The following is a 21555-nucleotide window of genomic DNA, read 5'->3' on the forward strand; positions in this document are numbered from 1 at the left end:
AGCAACAATCAAAAGTATGGCTGCCGAATTGGCTAAAGGTCTAAAAACACCAGAAGACTTAAACCAAATGACAGCAGTCTTTAAAAAATTCATGATTGAAACTGCACTCAATACTGAACTTTCAGACCATCTCGGTTATGAAAAGCATCAGCCCAAGAAAGGCTCAAATAGCCGTAATGGGTTTAGTTCTAAAACCATTACAACTCAAGATGGACAACTGGCTTTAGATATTCCCCGTGATCGAGAAGGTTCATTTGAGCCACAAATTATCAAAAAGCACCAAACACGCATCACCAGTATGGATGACCAAATCCTCTCACTGTATGCAAAAGGAATGACTAATAGGGAAATTGTAGCCTTCTTCAAAGAAATGTACGATGCCGATGTGTCAGCATCTCTCATCAGCAAAGTTACCGATGCTGTGATTGAGCAAGTGACTGAGTGGCAAAATAGAGCCTTAGATAGCCTTTATCCTGTTGTCTATCTTGACTGTATTGTTGTCAAAGTCCGTCAGCACTCCAATGTGATTAACAAGTCCGTATACCTTGCTTTAGGCATCAATATGGATGGGCAAAAAGAATTACTGGGTATGTGGATTGCTCAGACAGAAGGTGCCAAATTCTGGCTGTCAGTCATGACAGAGCTAAAAAATCGAGGAGTACAGGACATTCTTGTTGCCTGTGTAGATGGATTAAAAGGCTTTCCTGACGCGATAGCCTCTGTTTACCCTCATACTGATATTCAACTGTGTATTGTGCATGTTGTACGCAATAGCCTGAGATTTGTAAGCTGGAAAGACTACAAGGCTGTTACGTCGGGTCTGAAAGCGATTTATCAGGCAAGTACAGAGGAAAATGCTTTAAAGTCCCTAGACATCTTCTGTGATCAATGGAATCACCAGTATCCCAAAATTGGAGAATCCTGGCGGGCCAATTGGGAAAATATCCGAACGATCTTTAGCTATCCAGCCGAAATACGTCATGCTATTTATACAACAAATGCGATTGAGTCGTTGAATAGCGTAATACGCCATTCAACGAAGAAAAGGAAAATCTTTTCATCTGATGACTCAGTAAAGAAGGTCATTTACTTAGCAACATCAAATGCTGCGAAGAAATGGACGATGCCAATTCAAAATTGGCGTTTAGCAATGAATTGGTTTACGATTCAGTTCGATGATCGATTAAAAGATCATTTATAAAAAATGGAACTTACACAAAATAATTTACAGGCTCGCTTGCTCTCCAGAACTTATAGTTGGTATGTTGTCCTCCCTAAGCTAGTATAGAAATCTTTTATAGAGCCTTAACGCAAATACTCACATTTACAGACGTGTTAATTGTGTGAGCTGTGCAACCTGAGAAAAGGAGGCACAGCAATGTAATGATCGATGCAAATTTAGTACGCTTACACATATAAGTTACTTCTTTAAAAAGAGTGCTCGTTCTGCTTCTCGGCGACGAACTAAACCTTTCATAACTTTGCCGCCTGCTTTATTCCAGACAAGGAATTGATCAGCCGCGCCTTGGTATTCACCTTTGTTCAGCAACTTGAGTAAAGTTGAACCTTTAAAAGCGCCTGAGCCAATGTTGTATGTCAGCGATACCAACGCATCAAACTGATTCTGATTGATAGCTACCTTCACACTTTGATTCACCACAGCTTCAAAACGGTTTAAATCATGAGCAAAAAATTCTTTTGCCTGATTCAATGTGCACGTATTACCTCGTTTGACTTTAACGCCGTTAGGATAAACCGTGGTACCAAAACCAATGGTCCACACACCAACCCCATCGTCATACGCTGTAAGTACCAGATCTTCAAAACTTGTAATTAAATTGATACCAACTTGGCTGGCTTTCATGCCACTGGATTGGTATTCATCTAAAATTTCGCTAAATCGATCAACTTGATTTTGTGTTAGTTTGCCGCCAAGTAGCTCACGGGCTATATCAAAGAACGCCTTGCGATCCATATTAATTTCCTCTGAACAAATAAAAACCGCCCTAAGGCGGCATATAAAATTGATTAATAAAACGGCTTTAATTCGGACTGTCTTTCTTTTTTTCCTGCTCGGAACTACCGAAATAGAAGCCACAGGCAGTTGTCATCGCACCAGCAATGAAACCTAATGCTGTATTGATGAGGTTGCTATTCTCTCGCGGCATATCGACAAAAAATAGAGCAATCACTAGGACGAACATCAGCCCAACCAATGCAAAGGCTAAATAAGCCCGAGTCTGTTCACTTGTCATCAAAATCCCCTTTTATCCGTTCTTTCGTTTGTTCATATTGCTTCTTACGTAACTGGTGGATTTCATCAGCACGCTGATTCTCCTTACGCTTGTAATAGAGATTTAAAATGAATGTTGCCACGGCCACTACAACACCAAGTACCGCTATCCAGTCAATTGAAGCCCACCAAGACACCACGCTCACCCCTGCACTTGTGTATGTTGTATAACTAAATTTGGTTGCTGTTGCTGCTGCATTTGCTGCAGCCTCAACAGCTCCCTGTTTTTCTGTCATGTCTATCTCCGGATATCTAAGTAAAAATAAAACAATTAAAAGAGTTGGATTAGTACTTTCTTTTCAGTTACTTCCGACAAAAACTGGTTGAAAAAATGTATAATTACCTCTAGCTTCAGCTAGAAGTCAGCGCAACTAGTTGAAGTTAAAACCCTCTAGTTTCAATAAAACTAGGGGGTTTTTTGAACATAATTAATATGAAAAAAGCACCCGTTTGGGTGCTTATAAAAGGTTTAAGACTGTTAAAGCGTTTGTAAAATTTGACCTCCATTGATTATCTGTAGGGACAGTAACGGTGCACCAATAATGGCTGGCCCACCTGGTCCTGGTAATCCTGCTTCAGTACCATGGTATTTCCAACCATATGTATCACTACTTACCGCTGCGGTACCAACTCCCCCCCAAACGCCACCATAGCCTGATAGAGGTGTACCTTCATCCTTATCCTGCTTGCGATACCCTTGGCCAGGTACTGTTAGCGTGGCGTCACTAACTTTATTGACAATATAGTTATTCTCAAAAAACGCCCTGAATTGAGGTACTTCTTGAGCAACTGGAACATAACTCAGTACCCTTCCGAATGGTGCACCGCCGCCACCAGGAACACCCTGAATCGCGTAGTTGTATCTGGTACTAATCCCACTTGGCGTAGCTCCACCACCAGAGCCACCACGAGCAACAATACCGCCATCGATGATCAAATTCACTTTGCTGTGACGCACCAATAAGCCTGGTGCGCCCGCATATCCATTACGACGGGTTCTTGTATATTGATCTTCTGGCGAATTTTCTCCCCATGGTGCATAAGCTGCATGTGCAATACCACCATCACCACCCCGCCCGACCACATGGCCTTTTATAATGAGATTCACCACAAGATCAGGAGGGAACTCACCTGTATCAATAGCAGGAATCTCTTGCATTGCAGGAATGTTGTATATATAAGTTGGTTTATCATACCAATGGTTATATATCAGCTTTACCTCGTCACGATATGCACTTGAACTTAAAATCAATACGCCAGGCTCTACCACAAAATTGATTTCTCCAAATGCCGGCAGCTCACCTCTTTGCATCTGATATAACCGAGCCAGATTGATATCAAGCTGATCATAACGGATATAAATTGGAGTTGTATCTGGAGGCAATTCGTTGAAATCCTTGTCGTTCATGTAATAGCGTTCATCATAGTTGATGGCGGTGATTTTATTGCTCGTCTTGCCTACAGGTTCCTTTTTGGCCACCAGATAAGGTAACGAGCCTTTGGTATCATCGCTCACCACAATATACGTCGTGTTGATGTAATCCTCTGGATTTAGCTTAAGCGGACCATTTGGCAAACGCCCTAACAAGACTTTGTTAGGTGTGGCACCTGCAGTTACCGGAATCAGATCCACACTGCCATCACTCATCTGCAGATAAATTACATAGCTTTTGTCTGCAATAAACTCCACATCATGACTTAAGGTCAGGATCAGGCCTTCCTGCTGCAGCACATCACCGCTGCGGTGAATACGATTGCGATAATCCGCTACCGCAATCCGGTCACGCAGTACCAGTAACTCTGACTCAGATGCAGCATCAAAGGTAATCGATCGACGCTGGAAGCGCATCTTGTTCCAGAGCCGGTACGCATTAAAGTGTGCTTGCCACTTGTTACGTACACCGACCGATTTACCTCTTTAGGTTTTGGCGCTTTTATCCGGCAAGTAGATATTGATCGGCTATCGTCGGCAGGATCCGTATATTCATAGATCAGGCCATCATAGTCATCCATACCCAAAGCTCAGATCCTTTGATAGGTTTCCGGATAAATATTCCTGAAGTTAAACAACAGTACCGAGTTATCGGTAGGCCGTTCAAAATACAGCTTGAGCTTATTGTTCTGACGATAAGCAGTACACCCTACTGCGTCACAAACGTTGGTGACCAGTTCTTCAAAGGAAAGGTTGGTATCATCAATGGTTGCACAGAACTCTGCGGCCAGCGGTGTACCAAAGTAATCCACAATTTCAAAGTAAGTCCGGTAGATATTTTCCAGATCCAGCTCATCAACCGTACGGCGCCCGATCTTGTCATCCAGTGCCATCGATACCAAGGCATCGGCAAAGCTTGAGGTCGGATAAATATCCGTGGTCATTGCTCCGTCTCTATAAGTCGGTAGCATGCGCTGCAGGTCAAAGTTGATCTTGCGTGTCTTGACTGATAGAGCGCCTGTAGTGGCGTAGGTTCTGGCACGGAAAACAGTTTCACTGTGGTACCGCGTGCTTTGCAGTGGAAACGCTCCGTAGAGTGCTTGCCACTTCACCTCATCCACCACACTCGGTGCATTGATTGCGCCAGTCACCCGACGTGCACGGACACTGCAACGGCCTTGAAATGTGGTCATATCCAGTGTGACACCCACAGTCTGACGTGACTTGGAAGATCCTTTCATGGTGATCCGCTGAAACATTGGATTACCCAATGGCTCACCATTCACATTAATTGGTGTCACTTCCACTTCAAGCTCAACATCCAATGCACCCTGAATGTTGCCGTTGAAAATAGCGTAGAGACCATTGGTCGCAACAAAGTTACACAGCACCCGGTTACGCTCAACATTGTCCAGAACAAAAGGCCCGATCCATTTCTCACCTATCGATGCAAGTCGTGGTGATAACTCAGCTGTTTTCTGGGTTTCCAGCTCTTTCAGGATCCACCAGCCTGGATTGACTGCGGCTGGATTGGATAAGGTCATCCGGTCATTTGCAACAGACAAAACACTGTAGACACCATCCAGATGATAAAACTGGTTATTGAACCAGAAACCGCTATTGGTGATTTCTACCCGATCATTACTAACAAACTTTGTGGTTAAATCCGTAAGATTAGATGCAGATCTTAAAATTTCATTCGGATAACCAAATCTTAGATGGTTGGTACCTTCCAGTACCTGAGTATCAGCTGAGCGCAGGATCTGGCCATTGACCGAGTTTTGTTGCTGTACAGATAAAGGTAGTGTCGTAATCTCACTGCCTAAAAAGAAATACGGATTGCCAGTAACAATATCGACATCGGGGCTATACACCTCGATCGATGCGCCGGCAATATCAACAATGTTGGTTTCACCGTCAAAAGCACCATTGACTTGATAGTGGCCACGGCCAATACATCCGACAATATGCTCAACTTCGACATTGTTCTCGTACACCTTGTATGGAACAGCGATCAGGTCAGGCGTATCGTTTGCAGCACCCAACAGATCCACAATGCGGCCATTTACCCGCATCTTGTTTTCACGGCTTGAAAGCTCGTTATTGGCGGATGAGGACTGGTTGTTATTCTGGTTGGTCTGCGCGATCGACGGCGTTGGCATTAATAGTGCCACGGCCAGCCCCACAACTAATGATACGACTGCAGCAACCACGGCGGGAATGCCTTTCGGATTCTCAATCACAATGAATGTGCCAGGTAGAAAATCCAGCTGCTTCAGGTCATGGGCATTTTTTGGTGTAACTTCGTTGGCCACCGAAATTTCAGCATGCTCCATATCACTCGGATTATGGAAGATGCGCAGGTGCTCAGGCATATGCTCGTACTTTGCAGTGAGCCATTGCCCTAAGGTTGCAGCGCGTTCTACAACCTTGTTTTCAGATAAAGGATCTTGTTTATAAATAATCTTAATCATAGTAACTGACCCGATTAAACCCCATTGCCATTACGACTTGTTCAGATAAATAAGACACACCGCTTTCTATTAAATGCAAAACCTTACCCCCACGAAAAAGCCCCACATGCGGGGGCTTATTTCTGAGTCTTGGGTGGAAGGCGACAATGCAGCCTTCCTTGGGCATGGGTAGCGGATTAAGCAATTTCAAACGTGAAGGTAAAAAAGTGATTTCACCCTTAGGCTGCATAAACAGTTCAAGTGCTTCCCCACGATCTATGCCATACAGATCCATTGCGGCTTCATGCGCAAAGTGGACACAGTTGTAATTTTCCTGATCGTATTGCCGGTCGAGTAAATGATCATGACCTTTCGTATTCATAACGCCCCCTTAAGACCGGTGAAACGATCCAGTGAGAAAATGTCGCCAGTTTTTGCGGTATTCAGTCGCGGTGACTCAGCTTTAAATGTGACTGCCTTGTGGTCCATGGCCACGCCTGACAGTTGCAGCCCAAGCAAGTAATACATCGGTGTATTGAGATTGTCCGAGCTATAAAGCCGGTAATTTACCGTTGGCTTAATATCCGGATATTGCCCCTCCATCACCCGCTCAAACTCATCCGGCAGTACATCACCAAGCCCTGAGATTGAAATCGTTAAGGACTGGTCCAGATCACCCAACATGCCTGAGCGCTGGATCTCGGCAGGCAGATATTCATAGAACAACTGACTGTCATTCTCCTTGTGCCGGACATAAACGCCCTGATCATCATTGCGGACCACCCGATAGGTATTGATGAATGATGGATGTGTCAGCTCAATACACTCCAGCTGATAAATGTCGACCGTGCGATTGAGAAAGAACTTTGCATATTCCTGATCCATCACACCACCCAATCTTTAATTAAGGTCTGATCAGCAGCTAAGTTCTTCTGATTCTGTACGACCTCAAGCTGAGCATTGACCCGGTACAGATTGCCGTTGACCTCATTGGTTTTGAAAGTACCAGGCATGAAGTTACATAGGTATTGCTGACGTGTGCCCTGATCGATCACCAGATCCACATAAAATGAAGCCGGCATGTTTTGGTAAACACGCCAGAAAGCCATCATCTTATTGAAGTCGGCTTTGCTTAAGCTCCAGTTCACGTCAACGATGTGACTATTACGTTTTACATCGATGTAGTAGCGGCCACGTCCACCATCAAACTGCTGGCGTTTCACATCATCACCTGGTGTCACGCCATAGCCGCTCGTTTGAGGATTAAGTTTTAACTTGTACATAACTTTCCTTCAGGCAATAAAAAACCACCTCAAGAGATGGTTTGATGAAACAAGACTTTGAATTAAATTAATTATAAAGACTATCAAATATTACGAAACCGGTTTAATTACAGTTTCTTTCCCATCTTCAAAAAGCTCCTTCACTATAAACATGCAGTAGGTTCCATCTTGAGATGGTTCAGTCAGTAAAGCTGGATTCACAAAATCTTTAATCTGTTTAAAACGGAACAATTCATAATTTCCATTTTTGTCCAATTTATAGTCCATTTTTACATCACAGCTATATGTAGTAGTTGATCCAATAACTGAAGTAAGCCTGAAAGTTATTTTCTTATTTGCGGGTACCTTAAATTCAAAAAATTCCTCACCGTTTCTCAAAGCAATTGTTGGCTTAGGCATATTTAATGTTTTTGGCTCATGCATTGAGCCATACTTTGTTAAATTGTTTGTTATCTGCCTCGTTATAAGGTTTTTAGAAATTTTTTCACCCTCATTATTTTGATAACTAATGTAAAACTGCACCATGGGTATATTACTTCTATAAACCCTTAAATTTGCAGTATCACCTGTTATTTCATCTTGATACATATTCGTAGATCTTACGAGATTATTTACTGCAGGAATAGCACATCCAGTAAGACCTAAAACTACTGCAGAAATTACAATTATTTTTTTCATGTCATGACCATATCTTTAAAACTAAAAGACTCCATCAAATTGAAATTTAAAAAATTATGAAATGAACCCTTCTAAAAGGGTTCCTATCATTACATTCGATTACGCCGTGCAGTCGTGTTGGTCGAAATGGCTCGACTGATCGACGAGTTAGGTTCCTTGATTTGATCACTCACAATTTTCGGTACCTCACGTGGCAACTTCTTATCTAACTCATCTTTTACAATAAGTCGAACAGTATTTTCATCCAGTTGCTCTGCTTCGACCGTTGCCCCTTTCACCTGGTTCACCACTTCAATTTTAAAGTTGATCGTAGGTGCGGTTGATTTAACTGAAGCTATCGCCTCAGCCTGTGGCCGAGCAGATCTGCCCAGAGTAAAATCATGGACATCCTCAAGATTTGAGCGATCCTGAACCAGACCATTCGGCGAGAAATACACTTTGCCATCATGATACAGATCCGAACCGGTAGAGATCTTTGGAGTCTCTGCAGTCTGATTCACCTTATAGATAATCTGGCCATCTCCAGCTTGATTAAAGATGTCAGATTTCTTCTGACTTTCCATAAAGGCATTAGAGCTCATCAGTGCACGGCGCATAATATTGTCAGCCGAGGCATTGTTGAGGAATGCTTCAGGGTTCGCACTCTTACGCATACTCTCGACTAAATTGACACCACCCCAGCGCTTAATATCATCCTGTGACCATACGATCTCGCCCTTGTGAACAGATCCGGCAACCTCGTATTTACCGCCTTTACCCGTGTAACCGCCCTCAGCAAAGCCTTGGTCCTTGATTGCACGGATATTGCTGATAATGCTTGCACCTTGTGCGATTGCACCGGCAATTAATGGCAAGTTTTGAGGGAAACCAATTTTCGCCGCTTGAGCAATGTTCTGTTGAATCGCAATACCGGCTGCTGCGATCGCATAAGCTTTATCTGCAGCAAACATGATCTTGTAGGCCTTGGATTGCTCACCGAACATAGAACCGAACATCGATGTTACTGAACCAATCATTTGCCCACCAAGAGCAATTTGTGCATTCAATCTATCTTGTTGGTACTTATCTTCAATCTCTTGGGCATTTTGAGCATATTCATCATAGATGAGATTGCGTTGCTCAAGAGCGGCTTGCATGATCGCTGTTTTCTGATCCTCAAAATCCTGCTGTGATAAAAGGCCGGCCTGGAGTTTGGAGTTGATATCTTCAATACCACTTTGCTCGTTGTAGTCAACTGCTGCGGACTTGCTATCAAACAGATCCTGAGCTACACCAAGACGGCTAAACCGGTCTTGATCCTGTCGATAGAATTCGCTGTTACCATTCATATCAGCCTGGATACTTCCCCAGTTCTGAACAGCACCGGTAATCTTGTCACGCATCTCCTTTTCCTGATTGGCTTTGGAGAACGTAATCAGTTTTTGGCGCTCCTCAATACTCAGCTTGGTATTTTTTAAAATTTCCTCCCGTTCTAATCGATACCGTTCCTGCATAGTTTCAGTTTCAGATAATAAGGATAGTTTCGCCTGGAACAGTCGCTGTTCTTGTGCCAATTTCAACAAGCCTAATTCTTGCTGCTGCTGTTTATTTAGCAATTCAACAGCCTGTTTCTGTTCAGACTTGCTTAGCTCAATATCATGGGCAGCATTGAATTTTTTACGGGCAAAGCTATCTTCGAGTAACTGAACTTCTGTTTTTTGGAACTCCTTGTAGTCGTCTAACTTTGTGCGTAAAGCCTGTTGAGCGATCGTAATATCATTGTCTGCACGGCGTTGGAGTTCGGACTTAATTTCAGCAGAGCGTTTTGGTGTAAAGCCTGCCTTGTCTACATCCTCCAAGCGAACAGTCAAATTACTTTTAATTCGCTGGACTTCACTGGCCACTTCATTTTCCAGTGCACGTTGAGCATCCATTTGTTTCTCAATTTGAGATTGAATATCAACTCCCGCTTTATCACTGCCCTTGCTTGCACCGCCTTTAACCTTGCCTTGCATTTTTGGAGACTGGTGAAGCAGTTTTAAAACCACACCATCCTCAAAAGTCACCGTGCTGTAATACCCACCGCCTTTTGGATCATAGGCCGTCTGTACATCTTTCACGGCGACATTGGTAGTGATTGGTGTACCAACAGGCATCGCAAAATCAATCCCCTTATGAAATGAAGAAGCCCCTGCAGTAGGGGCTTTTCTTGGTCCATAATTGGAACTGATCCGAAATGAGGATAAAGGTTTATCAGCCGCCTTTAAGCGGGCCAAATGCTCATTACTGACTTTCTGGCCAGACAACGAACCACCATACCGAACATCAAGATGTGCGCCGGTACCAATTCCAGAATTACCAGAGATCCCGACTAGGCGTTTACTGACTTTTTCCTGCTTCTCTAATGCTTTAGTCTGTTCTTTAATGGCTGAACTAGCTTCTTCACGAACAGCAGTGATTTTCTGATGCATCTTCCACTGTTCAGTTAGGATTTGAGATTGCTCTTTTGATAGCGCTACTTCACGACCAATATCATTAGCTTTACGCCAAGATAGTGTAAAGTCCGCAAAATCTTTAGCACCCGCTTCGCCTAACAACTTTTTATTACGTGTATAGTTATTAATCCAATATTGATCGTCCAACATAGATTTGTTAGCACTTTCACGTAATTTTTTTAAGCTGTTTTCAGCTTTCTCTGCTGCAGTTGCTGTGCCCTCCAGTTCTTCATTTTGCTTTTTATGTTGTAAAGCTGCATTTTGTGCTTGATTGCCAACTAACTTGACCTCGTTTCCCAATAATTTAAGCTTAGTGGCCGACAAACTTGCTTTAGAGGCATTTTCATCATATTGACGTGCTTGCTCTTTTAATTTGTCGTATAAATCTGTAGGTAACTTGATCTTGTTTAAACGCTCAACAGCCTCTGTATAAGTAATTACTCCTGTACGTGCTTCTCGTGAAATCTTCTCTACTTCGGCATTTCCACGGGCATAATTTTCAATTGAGACTAAAGCAGATCCTACGGCTAGCTCAGACTTACGAAGGGTTTTATTCTGATCCTCAAAGGCTTCTGTTAAATCATCAACCGCCTTTTTCTTTTCATTGCCAGTTAACTTTTTAAGTTCTTCATCTACTTTCTCAGCAATCTTAGCCTGCTCAGCTAATTTTTGATTAGCTTCCTCTGCTTTATTGCTGAAGTATGAATATACTGCAGTCAAACCAGCTACCCCCAAAGTGATTGCGCCTATAGGCCCACCAACAAGGGCATAAGCTCCACTTGCTAATCGACCAAAACTCAATGTCGCTAAAGAGAGTTTTTTTTGTGCATCTGTTTGTGCATTCGTAGCTACAGTGACGGCAGCTTGTGCCTGAGCATAGCGTGCTGCCGCTGCGGTAGCGCCGAATTTAGCCTGTGCTTCAGCATTGGTCGCTTGAATATTTGCAAGATGCGCTTTTGCCGCGTTAAGCGTTACTGTTGCTTCTGTAACCTCGGCCTGAGCATTGGCAATAGATGCCTGTCGGCTGCGAATCGTTGAAATAACTCCAGTGTCAGTAGCAACAGTTTTGGCAATAATTGTCTTTGTTAAATATGCAAGACCGCCTGCCGCTGCTGCACTCATCACAATATCAATATTATCGGCTAATAATCCCAAGCCTGCTGCTGCAGTATTAGTTGCACCCGTACTCTGATTGATTTCACCAAGTAACTTTGTCACGGCGTTAGACAATGTGGTCAGGCCATCTGCCAGACTATTCTCCATCGCATCCGCTAATTCCTGATTTGAGTCTTTGGTGGCTTTTAATGTCTTGATCAAATCTTCTAAAGAGATTTTACCAGTTGCGCCCAGCTCACGAATTTCCATCTCAGTCTTGCCTGTTGTTTTAGCAAGATCAGCAATAATATTGTCTGCAGCTGTGACGATTGAGATCCAGGCATCAGCATCAATTTTACCTTTTGCCATGGACTTACTAAAAGCATCGATTGCCGATTGCGCCTGATCTGCACGTGCTGCATTTGCCGTAAATGAAAAGGAAAGTGAATCAGACACATCCAAGGTATCATTGGTGGCGTAACCTAAAGCTTTCATCCCACCTGCCAAGCCTAAATAGACCTCCTGCGCTTCACCTAAGGTACGGTAAGTACTTTTTGTAGACGCATATAAACGCTCCTGCACAAGATCAAACTCAGCAGCACTATCTGTTGCATTACGAATACGTGCGGCCATCTGAGTCGCGCCATCAGCTCTGGCAATTGCTTCATTTACAGTCACCAGACCCACCATAAAGCCAGCCAAGGCTTTAATTGATGCTCCGTAGGAATGAATCGACTTTTCCTGTTTATCCAGCTCTTGTGATGTGTTTTTTATTTCCTGTGAAAACTTTTGATTCTGCTGAGTCGCCTGCTTGGTGACTTCAACCGTTTTTTGCACGGATGAGTTGGCATTGTTTACCGTGGTATTAAAGTTTTGGACAATGTTATTGGTCACAGAAAACTGTTTACCCATGTCTTTGGTAGATTGTGATGCTGAATCACCACGCTCAGTAATTCTAGACATTTCATCAGCCAAGGCTTTGGCATTGCGTTCAGCATTCTGTGAGTCAATTACGATGACTAAGCGGGATTCTTGCGTCATGGTTACTTTCCTTCAGGCAATAAAAAACCGCCCTAAAGGCGGTCATATGTTGGATATAAAAAACCCGCTTTCACGGGCTTCAATTTCTAAATATTCTATCGAAAAATTTATCTTGCTTTGGATACAGAGTACGTTCCCTCATAAAAATTACCTTGAGTTCCTGTTTCTTTGTACTCACAACTTAATGCTACAGGATGAGTTAGTTTTTTATTTTTATAATTGATCAAATATGTTGCTCCATACACGACATGTGGTGAATCCTCAGCTAAATCCCAAGGCATACCTTTGCTGTTATGCCATTGCTTATTTGGGAATTTAGAATCCAACCAATTGATGCATTGTTTCATTGTTGGAAACTTTTTAGTTTCTTGTTTTTCAATTCGTGATTCAGCGCTTACAGTAAATGCAAACATTAAAGATAAAACACCAATAATAATCTTATTCATAAAAACACCCTCTAAAGCATGTGTAATTTAACAAACGATTAAAATGAAGTCATTAAAAAACCCACTCAATGTAAGTGGGCTTTTTTGAACCATCTGTGCGATGGAAAACATTACTGCTGCTGATAATGTCATTGCAGATATTTTCTAAGTCATCTATGCGATGACAGACAAACCAAACTTTGCTGCATTGGCCTGAACCTTTTTCTAAATCATCTATGCGATGAAAAACCTAACTTGAACCCTGCAACGATAATCCGGGAGTTTCTAAACCATCTATGCGATGGAAAACCAATTTTCTATAAATCTAGCCGTACTTTAAACTATTTTTTATTCAGATATCTAACAACTTCTGACTCAGTTGAAATAATTTTATCTATATTTCTTTCTGGGTACTCTTTAGCTATTTTGGCTTCCTCACTATCAAGAAAACTTTCAAGTGCTGGCTGAAAAATCTCACATAAATATTCGTGAGGATCTTTCTTATAATGTTTAGCTAAAGATTCAATATTCTTCCTAAGAGTTTCAGGTAAATTATCCAAGCCGAACCCAATACTTACAGTGCCATCTTCATTAATCTCTATAGGTTCTTCATTTGGTAAAAGATTATACGAATCTAACTCTAAAGCTTTTGCTAGCTTATAAAGATTAGAATCTCTAGGAACTATATCTTTTTTAACTTCATAATCAGAAATAATCTTACGGCTTAATCCTGATTTCTCAGCTAGCTGCTGCTGAGAAAGCCCCGCCTTAGATCTAAAGAACTTTAAACGAGCACCGAAAGAATCATTCATGTATTAGAAACCATATATTGACAATGTTCAAAACTTATCTTAACTTATCAAAAGTTATCAATCAACAGCAATTGATAATAAATCCGCCCCTCACATCTTGCAGGACTAAGGGGCGAGTTATCAACCACTAAGAGGTAATTGATATGGCTAGTTTAGCACTAAGCTTTAATGAAGTGAATTTTTCACCTGTGCAACACAACAATCAGATATGGCTAACTGCAAGTGAACTTGCAAAAGCACTAGGTTATGCAAAATCTGACGCAGTAACTCAGATTTATGAACGCAATAAAGATGAGTTTACCCATGAAATGACAACGACCCTCAAATTGAGTGTCGTTAGAAAAACAGGCCACGTTGAAATGGAAAACCGAATCTTCAACTCTCGTGGCTGCCATCTTATCACCTTCTTTGCTCGTACTTCTGTAGCAAAACAATTCCGTAAGTGGGTACTTGATGTTCTTGATAAAGAGACTAGTGTATCAACCGCCAAAACCCATAAGTCTGAACGTGAACCTTTAACAAACGCTGTTAACATGCTGGTAGCTAAAACCAAGCATCTCAACTACAGCGATGCATATAAGCTCGTACACCAGCGTTTTAATGTAGAGCATATTGAAGACATCCCTTATGACTCAATCCCTGTCGCCGTCGAGTATGTTCATTACCTGATTGCCCTTTACAGCAATGCTCCAGAATATTTTGAAACTCAGAACTCTAAGCTGGAAACACATGCCAAAAACGTAGCAATTCACATGTACTGGGTATCTGCTTGGTGGCGTTGTTTTGGCGATTCAATCAGAATGTTAAACCCAAAAATGGCAGGACGTATTCACGATAATTTTGCAGACGGCGCTTTTAGTGCAGGTCTGATTTTAGGATGTGACTACAGCCAAGAGCTTAATGCACATATTTTGAAAGAACTGCCATACGATCTAAGCGAAAGCAGACGTATTGATCATTTTCGCTGTCTCCAATACTAATAAATAGGAAAAGCCCCTCGGGGCTTTCTTTTAATTCAGTTAACCCACTTTGGCAGGCACTTATATCTTTTTAGGTGCTTTTGCTCATATAACGAAGAAACATCCAAATACCCCCATATGGCAATTACTAATGGAAAAATGGCTTGCCCCCAAAGAATAACTTTTACATTTTGTTGAATAGTTTCTTGAAATACATAAGCTCCCATAATATTAAACTTATATAAGTAGACTAGTAGTGGTTGGTATAAAACAATTCCCATCAAAACTAAGAAAATAAAGAAAATACTTCGCCATTTAAGGACTGGAAATTCCCTGTAGGCATATCCTATTCGACCTAGTCGCCCCTCAATCCATTCAATCATATTTACCTCTTTTATGTTTTAAATTCTAAGGTTATCAAGAAATCAATCTGCTAATTAACCGCTTAGAAGCTTTACGACATCTTATGTCGCTTTATTGCTAAAAAAGATCCCATGGGGGCTTTTTATTTTCAGAATTTAATCTTTCTCATATATTGGAATATTAAATAGAATACCTTCAAACGGATTCTTTTCTGTTTGGATATTTTCTAAATCATGAAGTGAAACAGGCCCTTTAGCTTCAAGTTTAGCTACCTCACTTTTGATTATGTCTAATTTTTCTTGGGTTATTTCCTCTTGTATTGGAATATCAACAATCTCAGAAGTTATCAAATTTGTCGATTTTGATTCTTGTATAGCCACGGTTTCAACCGATGAGCATGTTATGCATGCTGTATTAATCATCTCAAATCGAGGCGATAAACTTTTTTTGACCTCAATTTTCTTAAGCTCCCATCTTGGACCAAATCTATAAACAGCAGCATACATTATATAAGCCATAGTAGGGTTAACACCTTCAGCAGCCATAGCTTCATAAAATACTCGGTGGGTATCCTGCCATGATCTCTTCCTGTTATCACAAGCTTGATCATGTATTACAGCAGATTTTATGTATCCTCCACCATATGGATCGCCTATTATAGGCCACAAGGGTCTCGGAATTGATGCTCCATCTGTTGAATACCCTTTCTTAGTTGTCCAAATATAGCCTTTACTATCCTTAAAACCAAAATCGTTTAAAAGTACAAATTTATATTTACCTTCAGGCTTAAATTTTAACTCACCAATAAATTCTCCTGATGAGGTATTCAAGCTAACGGATAATAGAAGAAAGGAAACAAAAAGGAGGTTTTTTCTTTTCATATTTAAACATCTCATCGCAATTGTTCTTTTAATAAACAATCATATAAGTAATTAGTCAATCAAAAGCTGATGAAAAACAATTGTTTAAATTTACTAAAGATTATTGCAATCCAATTTAAAATATTAAAATCGTTATAAATAAAACCCTCTATTTGAGGGTAATTTAGCATAATTTAATGTTATTGAGCTTTACCTATCTGAAAGTTGCTTAATAAACTTAGCCGCTTCAACTTCATTAACAGTAATAATCTGATAAGACCCATGCCCACTTGCTGAAGGAACCGTATCAATCGTAATTTTTACCATTCCATCAGGTGAGGTAAATGTAGAGACAGCAACGATATGTGCCGGGTTAAGATAGTTTTCAGAATCTATTTTGATTAGCATGATTTTCAATCCTTTTTATTTCTAATTTTTATACCAAATCAACTGTAACTCTTGTTAATTCCGTTGTAATTCAATTGTTTCAATGATGATAGGAATGTAGCTAAACTTTTCTGATAGTGAAATAAAAGTACTAAAAAGCCACCCGAAGGTGGCGTGCAATCTAAAGAGGATTGATAAAATAGAAATACAAAATAAGAGCCCCCAGTAAAATGCAGGCTAGAGTGAGATAGAACCCAACTGTATTAAAACTTTTTAAGAATTTAACAATATCCATATTTTTCAACTTCTTGAAAACTTATGTGAATTATCACATATTTTTAAGAAAATAGTGATTCAAATCACGATAAAAGCATCATTTAGCCCGACCACTGTCACTTTTAGATTTAACCTTTTTATATGCTTCTTCCAGAAACAGATCATCCAGCGCAAAGATGCAGTCGTTAAATATATGTGGACCAACAGGCAAATCATTATGCTCGGCATAAACATTAATGGCCTGCTGGTCTATTGATAACGGCATACCCTGCTCATATCGTCTAGATCTGCAAATCGTGCTGAAGGCTAAGAGAATAGATTCAGCGGCATAGGATGATTCAGGTGGCTCAGGAATATGGCCACCTAAAAACTTGATTTGTTCGATTTCGTGCGGCGATTTCGATGCGTACGTTTTTTGGTACTTGTAGAGCTCAATGACTTTCCCAGGATAACGGCCTTGTCCTTATCCGCATTCTCCTGGATCTTCTGAGCTTCAGTTTTAACGAACAACCAGATGGCCACACCGATATCACCAAGGTTGAATAGTTTGGAAGCATGCTCGGCTGTATATGGCATGTCAGTCTCTACAGTCTGGCCATTGATCACCTCAGCAAAAACTACACCCTTCCAGTCCTCGACCAGATGCGCGGCACAGGCATCCATCAACAACTCATGATAAAGCTTGTCAGCAGGATCTGTGGCCATCACGTCATAGCCTTTGGATGTAATCTGATTGCCGGCCCGTTCGATCGCAACCTGAAAAGGTTTATATCCAATTCCACGGATCTTGAATTCGGCCTGAATCTCACCTTTAGCGTTTTTGAACTGGCACCATTTAGATACCTCTGAACTTTGTACAATACCGACTTTTAACGCCATAACGACCTCTGAAATTTAAGTAATAAAAAAGCCCATGGCATGGCACAGGCTTTAGATTTGAATATTTTGAATTACACCAGTGCACGCACAATGGTTGGGCTGGTACGGACCTGAGCAAAGTTAATATCTACCGTGATGATGTCATCACCGCCGCCGTCAGGATGATTGGCTTCCATGACTTCCAGCTGCGGAAAGTTCAGTGAGTATTTGCTGCCTTTGTTGTCCGTGATATCAAAGCCCAGCGTGAATACATCACGGGTTTTGATTGCATCAATCCAGGCAGCTGATGTTGCCGAGAACATGAAATTACCGTTTACACCGATATCCATCATCTTCTCTAAGTAAAACTCTGGTGTGTATTTGCCAGATCCAATACAGCGGATCGCTTCCAGGTTGTTATTAAAGTTAATGGTGAGTGACTGCAGACAAGCTTTGCCCTGAATCGACTGGCCATTAATCAGCAACTTCTCAACATTTGGCATGCTGACCACAGGACGGCTTGAAGCTGGTACCGGATTAGTAACTGGACTCACTTGCTGACGGGTGAATGAACTACCGACCAGACCAAAGTTACCTGTGATTTTGCCCGTGGTCTGAATGGTGATTTCACCGGTATTAACCTGTACACCACGATAGATGAACACCTGGCCAATATCCTCAAAAACCTTAACCAAGGTCAGCGATTTACGGATACCACCACCAAAGCTTAACGAATTGGCCGCCCAGTTATTAAAGGCCAGCACACTCAGGAATAGGTCAAAGGTCCCAAGTGATAATTCAAATTCCAGTTGGCCAGTCACCTCAGCCTCAGTCACCGAAGCACCCTGACGGAAACGTGAATCAACCACCTCATTACTTTGTTCAGTAGATACGTTTTCTGATAATCCATCGGTTACACGGCGAACAGTGTACCAGACAGGATTTGCTGGAGTTGTACCGAGCACTGCCTCTTCGCAAGCATATAATCGGATTTTTGCGCCTGAACTCATTTATTGTTCTCCAAATTTTAGGCATTAAAAAACCCGCTGTTAAAGCGGGTTGTTAAGATTGTTGTTCATTAATCTCTGGTGGCTCTACACCGTCCATGGCTGCGGCCACGGCCTGAGCCAGATTGGTTGGCTGGAACTCTACCGGTATTTCAGAAATGGCATCACCCATTTCATCGAGTAACTGCTCTTCCGAGATTGGCTCTTCATGTAAGCGGACATCAATCCAGCGGCCAGCAGGAATATCGAGAGGATTGTCCAGGTCAGCCACGACTGCAGCAATTTCAAAATCGAACTTGCGCTTGTAAGTTTTAATTGAGATATCGCCGTTCTCTAATGTTTCATAGAGTACTGCGACAACTGTATTACCATTGGCATCTTTAGGGATCTCGATGTACCAGCCTTCCTGAGCAAACCCTAAAGATCCTTTAAGCAGATAGTCACCAGTCCCTAATCGTTCAAATGTGATTGGCTGTTCCTTTGCTTCATCATTTAGTTCAATTGCATTAGCAAAGAGCTTAACGATCGGAGAGGCTTCTTTAATAAAACCATTTACATCTGTCGTTGTATTTGCAGTGGTTCTTAACTCAGAAACACTGTGAACCTGTGGGATAGCTGTTACATCATTAGTGATAACGTGAAATAACTTTGACTGATTAAATCCGAAATACAATCTACTTAATCGATTGCCCTGACGAACACTCATTGCAGCTCCATAAGCCACAGTAGCTAAGCCTCCTTTACTATAAGTAGCCCCGCTTTTGGCTTCGCCTTCCGTAACATCAAGTGTATTACTACCACCAGGCGACGTAGGTGTAGTAATGAAAAGCCCCAAAGCTCCAACCTCGACTACATTACCCACCTCTAACCCAACTGATCGGGTTGCTGCATTTCCCGCTCCTTGTACTTGAGTCCAGTCAGGCGTCAGATTCGGAATACCAGAGGCAAATGGCAACATAAACTGCTGTTTACCTTGTGCTGCATTATAAGGATATGGTCGATGCTCCCAATTAAACTTAAAAACAAGATTGGCCATTATGCTGTCACTCCATCAATTACCTGAAACGTTAAAGTTTCAGAATGTTGAGTCACGCCACTAACTACAGCTTTAAGATCCATCTGGACCAGTCCCAATGGCCATGCTGCTGTGCTGGTACCTGACTTCACGTTCAGCCAACCTTTCTGATTGGTCTGATTTAAGGCGGCACAAGTTAAAGTTGCAACGGCAGCACCGTCACTCAAAGCTTTTACTTGTGAAGTAAATGCATAACCAGTCAGGTTAATTGCACGGCGCACATCATTAGGTGGAAATTGCAGACTCTCGTCCATATCGACAAGCTGCAGATTCAGGTTAAAGGTGTCACCGCGCTTAAAAACAAAATTGCTCATAAGTGATTCCTATAGACATAAAAAACCACCGATGAGGTGGTAGTTAAAATAAAAAATCGCCCTAAGGCGACCATTCAATAAATCTTATTCTGTTTTGCTCAATTTACTTTATAGCCGATCGTTACGTTGTACTGGATAAAATCGCTATCTTTGCCAGCATTGATTGCTTGCCCCTGCAGACACTCCAAATGATCCACATTGAAATACTCGAAATGAGTCAGTAATGCATCACTGAGCTCGGTAATCGCTTTCTCTCCAGTATGTAGTCGATCGAAGCATTGGATCATGATGTTGCCGGTTCGCCGTGTGCAAGGCTTGTCAGCTATACCTGAAATAAAACTTGATCCACCGGCTATTGTCAAACGACACCAGAGGCCATTTTCAGGCACTTTAAATTCTGGTGCATTCGGATACTGGATCCGGGCTTGTTCGATGCCAGTGAAGCCCTGCATGCGTGCAATAATGGCTTGTCTTGCCTGCTCTAATGTCATTGCCATATTAGCCACCGTACTTTTGGGAAATAAAGTTAAATGTCGTGCTATAGATGCCCTGTGGTGCCTGATCTGACCAGCCATTTTCCAAACGTTCAGCATAAGGCTGATTGTTCTGGATATAGACCAGATTTCCCAGCTTGATTTTAACCGCCTGGACCGCTGCATCCTGATTGGCATTTATCTCAGGTTCACGTACACCCATATCAGCAGATCCAATAGAAACAATGTGTGAAGCACGATATGCACCGGTGTCGACTGGACTGGAAACAACCAGGGATTGAACCGTATCCATCACAATATTTTTTACATTTTGTTCTGAATCGCTGACGATCTTCACGGCGAAATCAGTTGGCTTTTTGCCCTTCCACCCCATCCTTCACCTCACTTGCCTGGTACATCTCGAAGAGGTCCTGAGCGATCGCTTGAATTGAATAAGCTTCAAATTCAGTACTAGGTTCACGCTCACCCATAAGTGTTTTAACCCGCTGCCAGACGTGCACCGCCTCATGCAGAAGCAGCCCATACACTTCAATGAGATCTCGCCCCGAAGTATCGCCAAGCTGAACGACTGCATAGGTCCCGTTCAGGTAATAATCAACCTGAGCAGCTGCTCCTTCGATAGAAAGGAACTGATCTGCCTCTTGCATGTCATCGAATAACAGATCCATGTGAAGCTGATTGCGGGCCAGCGTATATTGAATATGCTGAAATGGTGACATATACCATTCAGGCACATAGTTTGTATTTACCATGGGATCTCCTGTTAACTTGGTAATGACGTTTCAGTGAGTTCGCGCCCATCAAATGAATAGTGAATAAAAATGCCATCCTTATAATCGGGATGGCATTCGCAATGAAAAAATGTGTGTGGTTTCAGATCATCATCAGGTACCACCTGTACACTGTCGTGAAATGTATATACGGTCCAAGTCATATTTACTCCAATAAAAAACCCTCCGAAGAGGGTTTTAGCTAT

24 protein-coding genes and 1 pseudogene are annotated in these 21555 nt (G+C 41.9%); 2 read left to right on the forward strand and 23 right to left on the reverse strand.

The genetic code is table 11. The annotated features are described in order from the left end of the window. The first annotated feature begins 7 nt into the window (after nt 1-7). Nucleotides 8-1201 carry an IS256-like element ISAba26 family transposase gene (locus ACINWC323_RS16785; protein ID WP_221408631.1) on the forward strand — a complete coding sequence of 398 codons (1194 nt, stop codon included), beginning with the start codon at nt 8-10 and terminating at the stop codon, nt 1199-1201. A gap of 219 nt (nt 1202-1420) precedes the next feature. Here the strand turns inward: ACINWC323_RS16785 and ACINWC323_RS16780 are convergent, their stop codons facing one another. The 11 genes and pseudogenes from ACINWC323_RS16780 to ACINWC323_RS19485 form a co-directional block, all read right to left on the reverse strand. After that, entirely contained in the window at nt 1421-1975 is a 555-nt protein-coding gene (locus tag ACINWC323_RS16780; RefSeq protein WP_009507476.1) for a lysozyme, read from the reverse strand. A 67-nt stretch (nt 1976-2042) separates the two neighbouring features. Further along, nucleotides 2043-2255, reverse strand: coding sequence for a hypothetical protein (locus ACINWC323_RS16775; protein WP_005231292.1), 213 nt, complete (start codon nt 2253-2255; stop codon nt 2043-2045). After that, the gene (locus ACINWC323_RS16770; protein WP_009507409.1) at nt 2245-2529 is read right to left on the reverse strand and encodes a holin; all 285 of its coding nucleotides are present in this window, start codon (nt 2527-2529) and stop codon (nt 2245-2247) included. The genes ACINWC323_RS16775 and ACINWC323_RS16770 overlap by 11 nt, the downstream gene beginning before the upstream one ends. Before the next feature lie 242 nt (nt 2530-2771). Beyond that, a pseudogene (locus tag ACINWC323_RS20015) lies at nt 2772-6199 on the reverse strand (host specificity factor TipJ family phage tail protein). After that, entirely contained in the window at nt 6192-6560 is a 369-nt protein-coding gene (locus tag ACINWC323_RS16765; RefSeq protein WP_009507435.1) for a hypothetical protein, read from the reverse strand. Before ACINWC323_RS16765 ends, ACINWC323_RS20015 begins: the two are co-directional and overlap by 8 nt. Then, nucleotides 6557-7063 carry a DUF1833 family protein gene (locus tag ACINWC323_RS16760; protein WP_005231296.1) on the reverse strand — a complete coding sequence of 169 codons (507 nt, stop codon included), beginning with the start codon at nt 7061-7063 and terminating at the stop codon, nt 6557-6559. The genes ACINWC323_RS16765 and ACINWC323_RS16760 overlap by 4 nt, the downstream gene beginning before the upstream one ends. Next, a complete protein-coding gene (locus ACINWC323_RS16755; protein WP_009507425.1) occupies nt 7063-7461 on the reverse strand; it encodes a hypothetical protein in 399 nt (132 codons plus the stop codon). Before ACINWC323_RS16755 ends, ACINWC323_RS16760 begins: the two co-directional genes overlap by 1 nt. Before the next feature lie 90 nt (nt 7462-7551). Further along, a complete protein-coding gene (locus ACINWC323_RS16750; protein WP_009507424.1) occupies nt 7552-8139 on the reverse strand; it encodes a hypothetical protein in 588 nt (195 codons plus the stop codon). Between the two features lie 89 nt (nt 8140-8228). Further along, nucleotides 8229-12749: a tape measure protein gene (locus ACINWC323_RS16745; RefSeq protein WP_009507421.1), complete on the reverse strand. Its 4521-nt coding sequence runs from the start codon at nt 12747-12749 to the stop codon at nt 8229-8231. Between the two features lie 107 nt (nt 12750-12856). Beyond that, nucleotides 12857-13195, reverse strand: coding sequence for a hypothetical protein (locus tag ACINWC323_RS16740; protein ID WP_009507445.1), 339 nt, complete (start codon nt 13193-13195; stop codon nt 12857-12859). A gap of 320 nt (nt 13196-13515) precedes the next feature. After that, the gene (locus tag ACINWC323_RS19485) at nt 13516-13986 is read right to left on the reverse strand and encodes a helix-turn-helix domain-containing protein (protein ID WP_009507417.1); all 471 of its coding nucleotides are present in this window, start codon (nt 13984-13986) and stop codon (nt 13516-13518) included. A 143-nt stretch (nt 13987-14129) separates the two neighbouring features. Here ACINWC323_RS19485 and ACINWC323_RS16735 point away from each other — a divergent pair, with 143 nt between their 5' ends. Beyond that, nucleotides 14130-14966, forward strand: coding sequence for a BRO-N domain-containing protein (locus tag ACINWC323_RS16735; RefSeq protein WP_009507459.1), 837 nt, complete (start codon nt 14130-14132; stop codon nt 14964-14966). A gap of 35 nt (nt 14967-15001) precedes the next feature. Here the strand turns inward: ACINWC323_RS16735 and ACINWC323_RS0118715 are convergent, their stop codons facing one another. The 12 genes from ACINWC323_RS0118715 to ACINWC323_RS20210 all read right to left on the reverse strand — a co-directional run bounded on the left by ACINWC323_RS0118715 (nt 15002) and on the right by ACINWC323_RS20210 (nt 21513). Continuing rightward, a complete protein-coding gene (locus ACINWC323_RS0118715) occupies nt 15002-15328 on the reverse strand; it encodes a hypothetical protein (RefSeq protein WP_032880947.1) in 327 nt (108 codons plus the stop codon). A gap of 135 nt (nt 15329-15463) precedes the next feature. Next, a complete protein-coding gene (locus tag ACINWC323_RS19490; RefSeq protein ID WP_009507436.1) occupies nt 15464-16189 on the reverse strand; it encodes a DUF1353 domain-containing protein in 726 nt (241 codons plus the stop codon). A 189-nt stretch (nt 16190-16378) separates the two neighbouring features. Then, nucleotides 16379-16576, reverse strand: coding sequence for a hypothetical protein (locus ACINWC323_RS16730; RefSeq protein WP_009507410.1), 198 nt, complete (start codon nt 16574-16576; stop codon nt 16379-16381). 352 nt (nt 16577-16928) lie between these two features. Next, nucleotides 16929-17096 (reverse strand): hypothetical protein, encoded by a 168-nt coding sequence (locus ACINWC323_RS20205; protein ID WP_009507430.1) that lies wholly within the window; start codon nt 17094-17096, stop codon nt 16929-16931. A gap of 98 nt (nt 17097-17194) precedes the next feature. After that, complete coding sequence (locus tag ACINWC323_RS16725; RefSeq protein ID WP_009507422.1) at nt 17195-17710, reverse strand: phage-derived protein YdaY family protein; 516 nt, start codon at nt 17708-17710, stop codon at nt 17195-17197. 71 nt (nt 17711-17781) lie between these two features. Continuing rightward, the gene (locus ACINWC323_RS16720) at nt 17782-18699 is read right to left on the reverse strand and encodes a phage tail tube protein (RefSeq protein ID WP_009507475.1); all 918 of its coding nucleotides are present in this window, start codon (nt 18697-18699) and stop codon (nt 17782-17784) included. Between the two features lie 52 nt (nt 18700-18751). Next, the gene (locus ACINWC323_RS16715; RefSeq protein ID WP_009507433.1) at nt 18752-19732 is read right to left on the reverse strand and encodes a phage tail fiber protein; all 981 of its coding nucleotides are present in this window, start codon (nt 19730-19732) and stop codon (nt 18752-18754) included. Next, the gene (locus ACINWC323_RS16710; protein WP_009507412.1) at nt 19732-20085 is read right to left on the reverse strand and encodes a hypothetical protein; all 354 of its coding nucleotides are present in this window, start codon (nt 20083-20085) and stop codon (nt 19732-19734) included. The genes ACINWC323_RS16715 and ACINWC323_RS16710 overlap by 1 nt, the downstream gene beginning before the upstream one ends. A 98-nt stretch (nt 20086-20183) precedes the next feature. Next, complete coding sequence (locus tag ACINWC323_RS16705; RefSeq protein WP_009507458.1) at nt 20184-20582, reverse strand: phage tail terminator-like protein; 399 nt, start codon at nt 20580-20582, stop codon at nt 20184-20186. 1 nt (nt 20583) lies between these two features. After that, nucleotides 20584-20952: a hypothetical protein gene (locus tag ACINWC323_RS16700; protein ID WP_009507443.1), complete on the reverse strand. Its 369-nt coding sequence runs from the start codon at nt 20950-20952 to the stop codon at nt 20584-20586. Then, nucleotides 20924-21331 (reverse strand): hypothetical protein, encoded by a 408-nt coding sequence (locus tag ACINWC323_RS16695; RefSeq protein ID WP_009507418.1) that lies wholly within the window; start codon nt 21329-21331, stop codon nt 20924-20926. The genes ACINWC323_RS16700 and ACINWC323_RS16695 overlap by 29 nt, the downstream gene beginning before the upstream one ends. Nucleotides 21332-21342: 11 nt before the next feature. After that, nucleotides 21343-21513 carry a hypothetical protein gene (locus ACINWC323_RS20210; protein ID WP_009507470.1) on the reverse strand — a complete coding sequence of 57 codons (171 nt, stop codon included), beginning with the start codon at nt 21511-21513 and terminating at the stop codon, nt 21343-21345. Nucleotides 21514-21555: the final 42 nt, after the last annotated feature.

It is taken from the genome of Acinetobacter sp. WC-323, assembly GCF_000314615.1.
Classification (GTDB): Bacteria; Pseudomonadota; Gammaproteobacteria; order Pseudomonadales; family Moraxellaceae; genus Acinetobacter; species Acinetobacter courvalinii.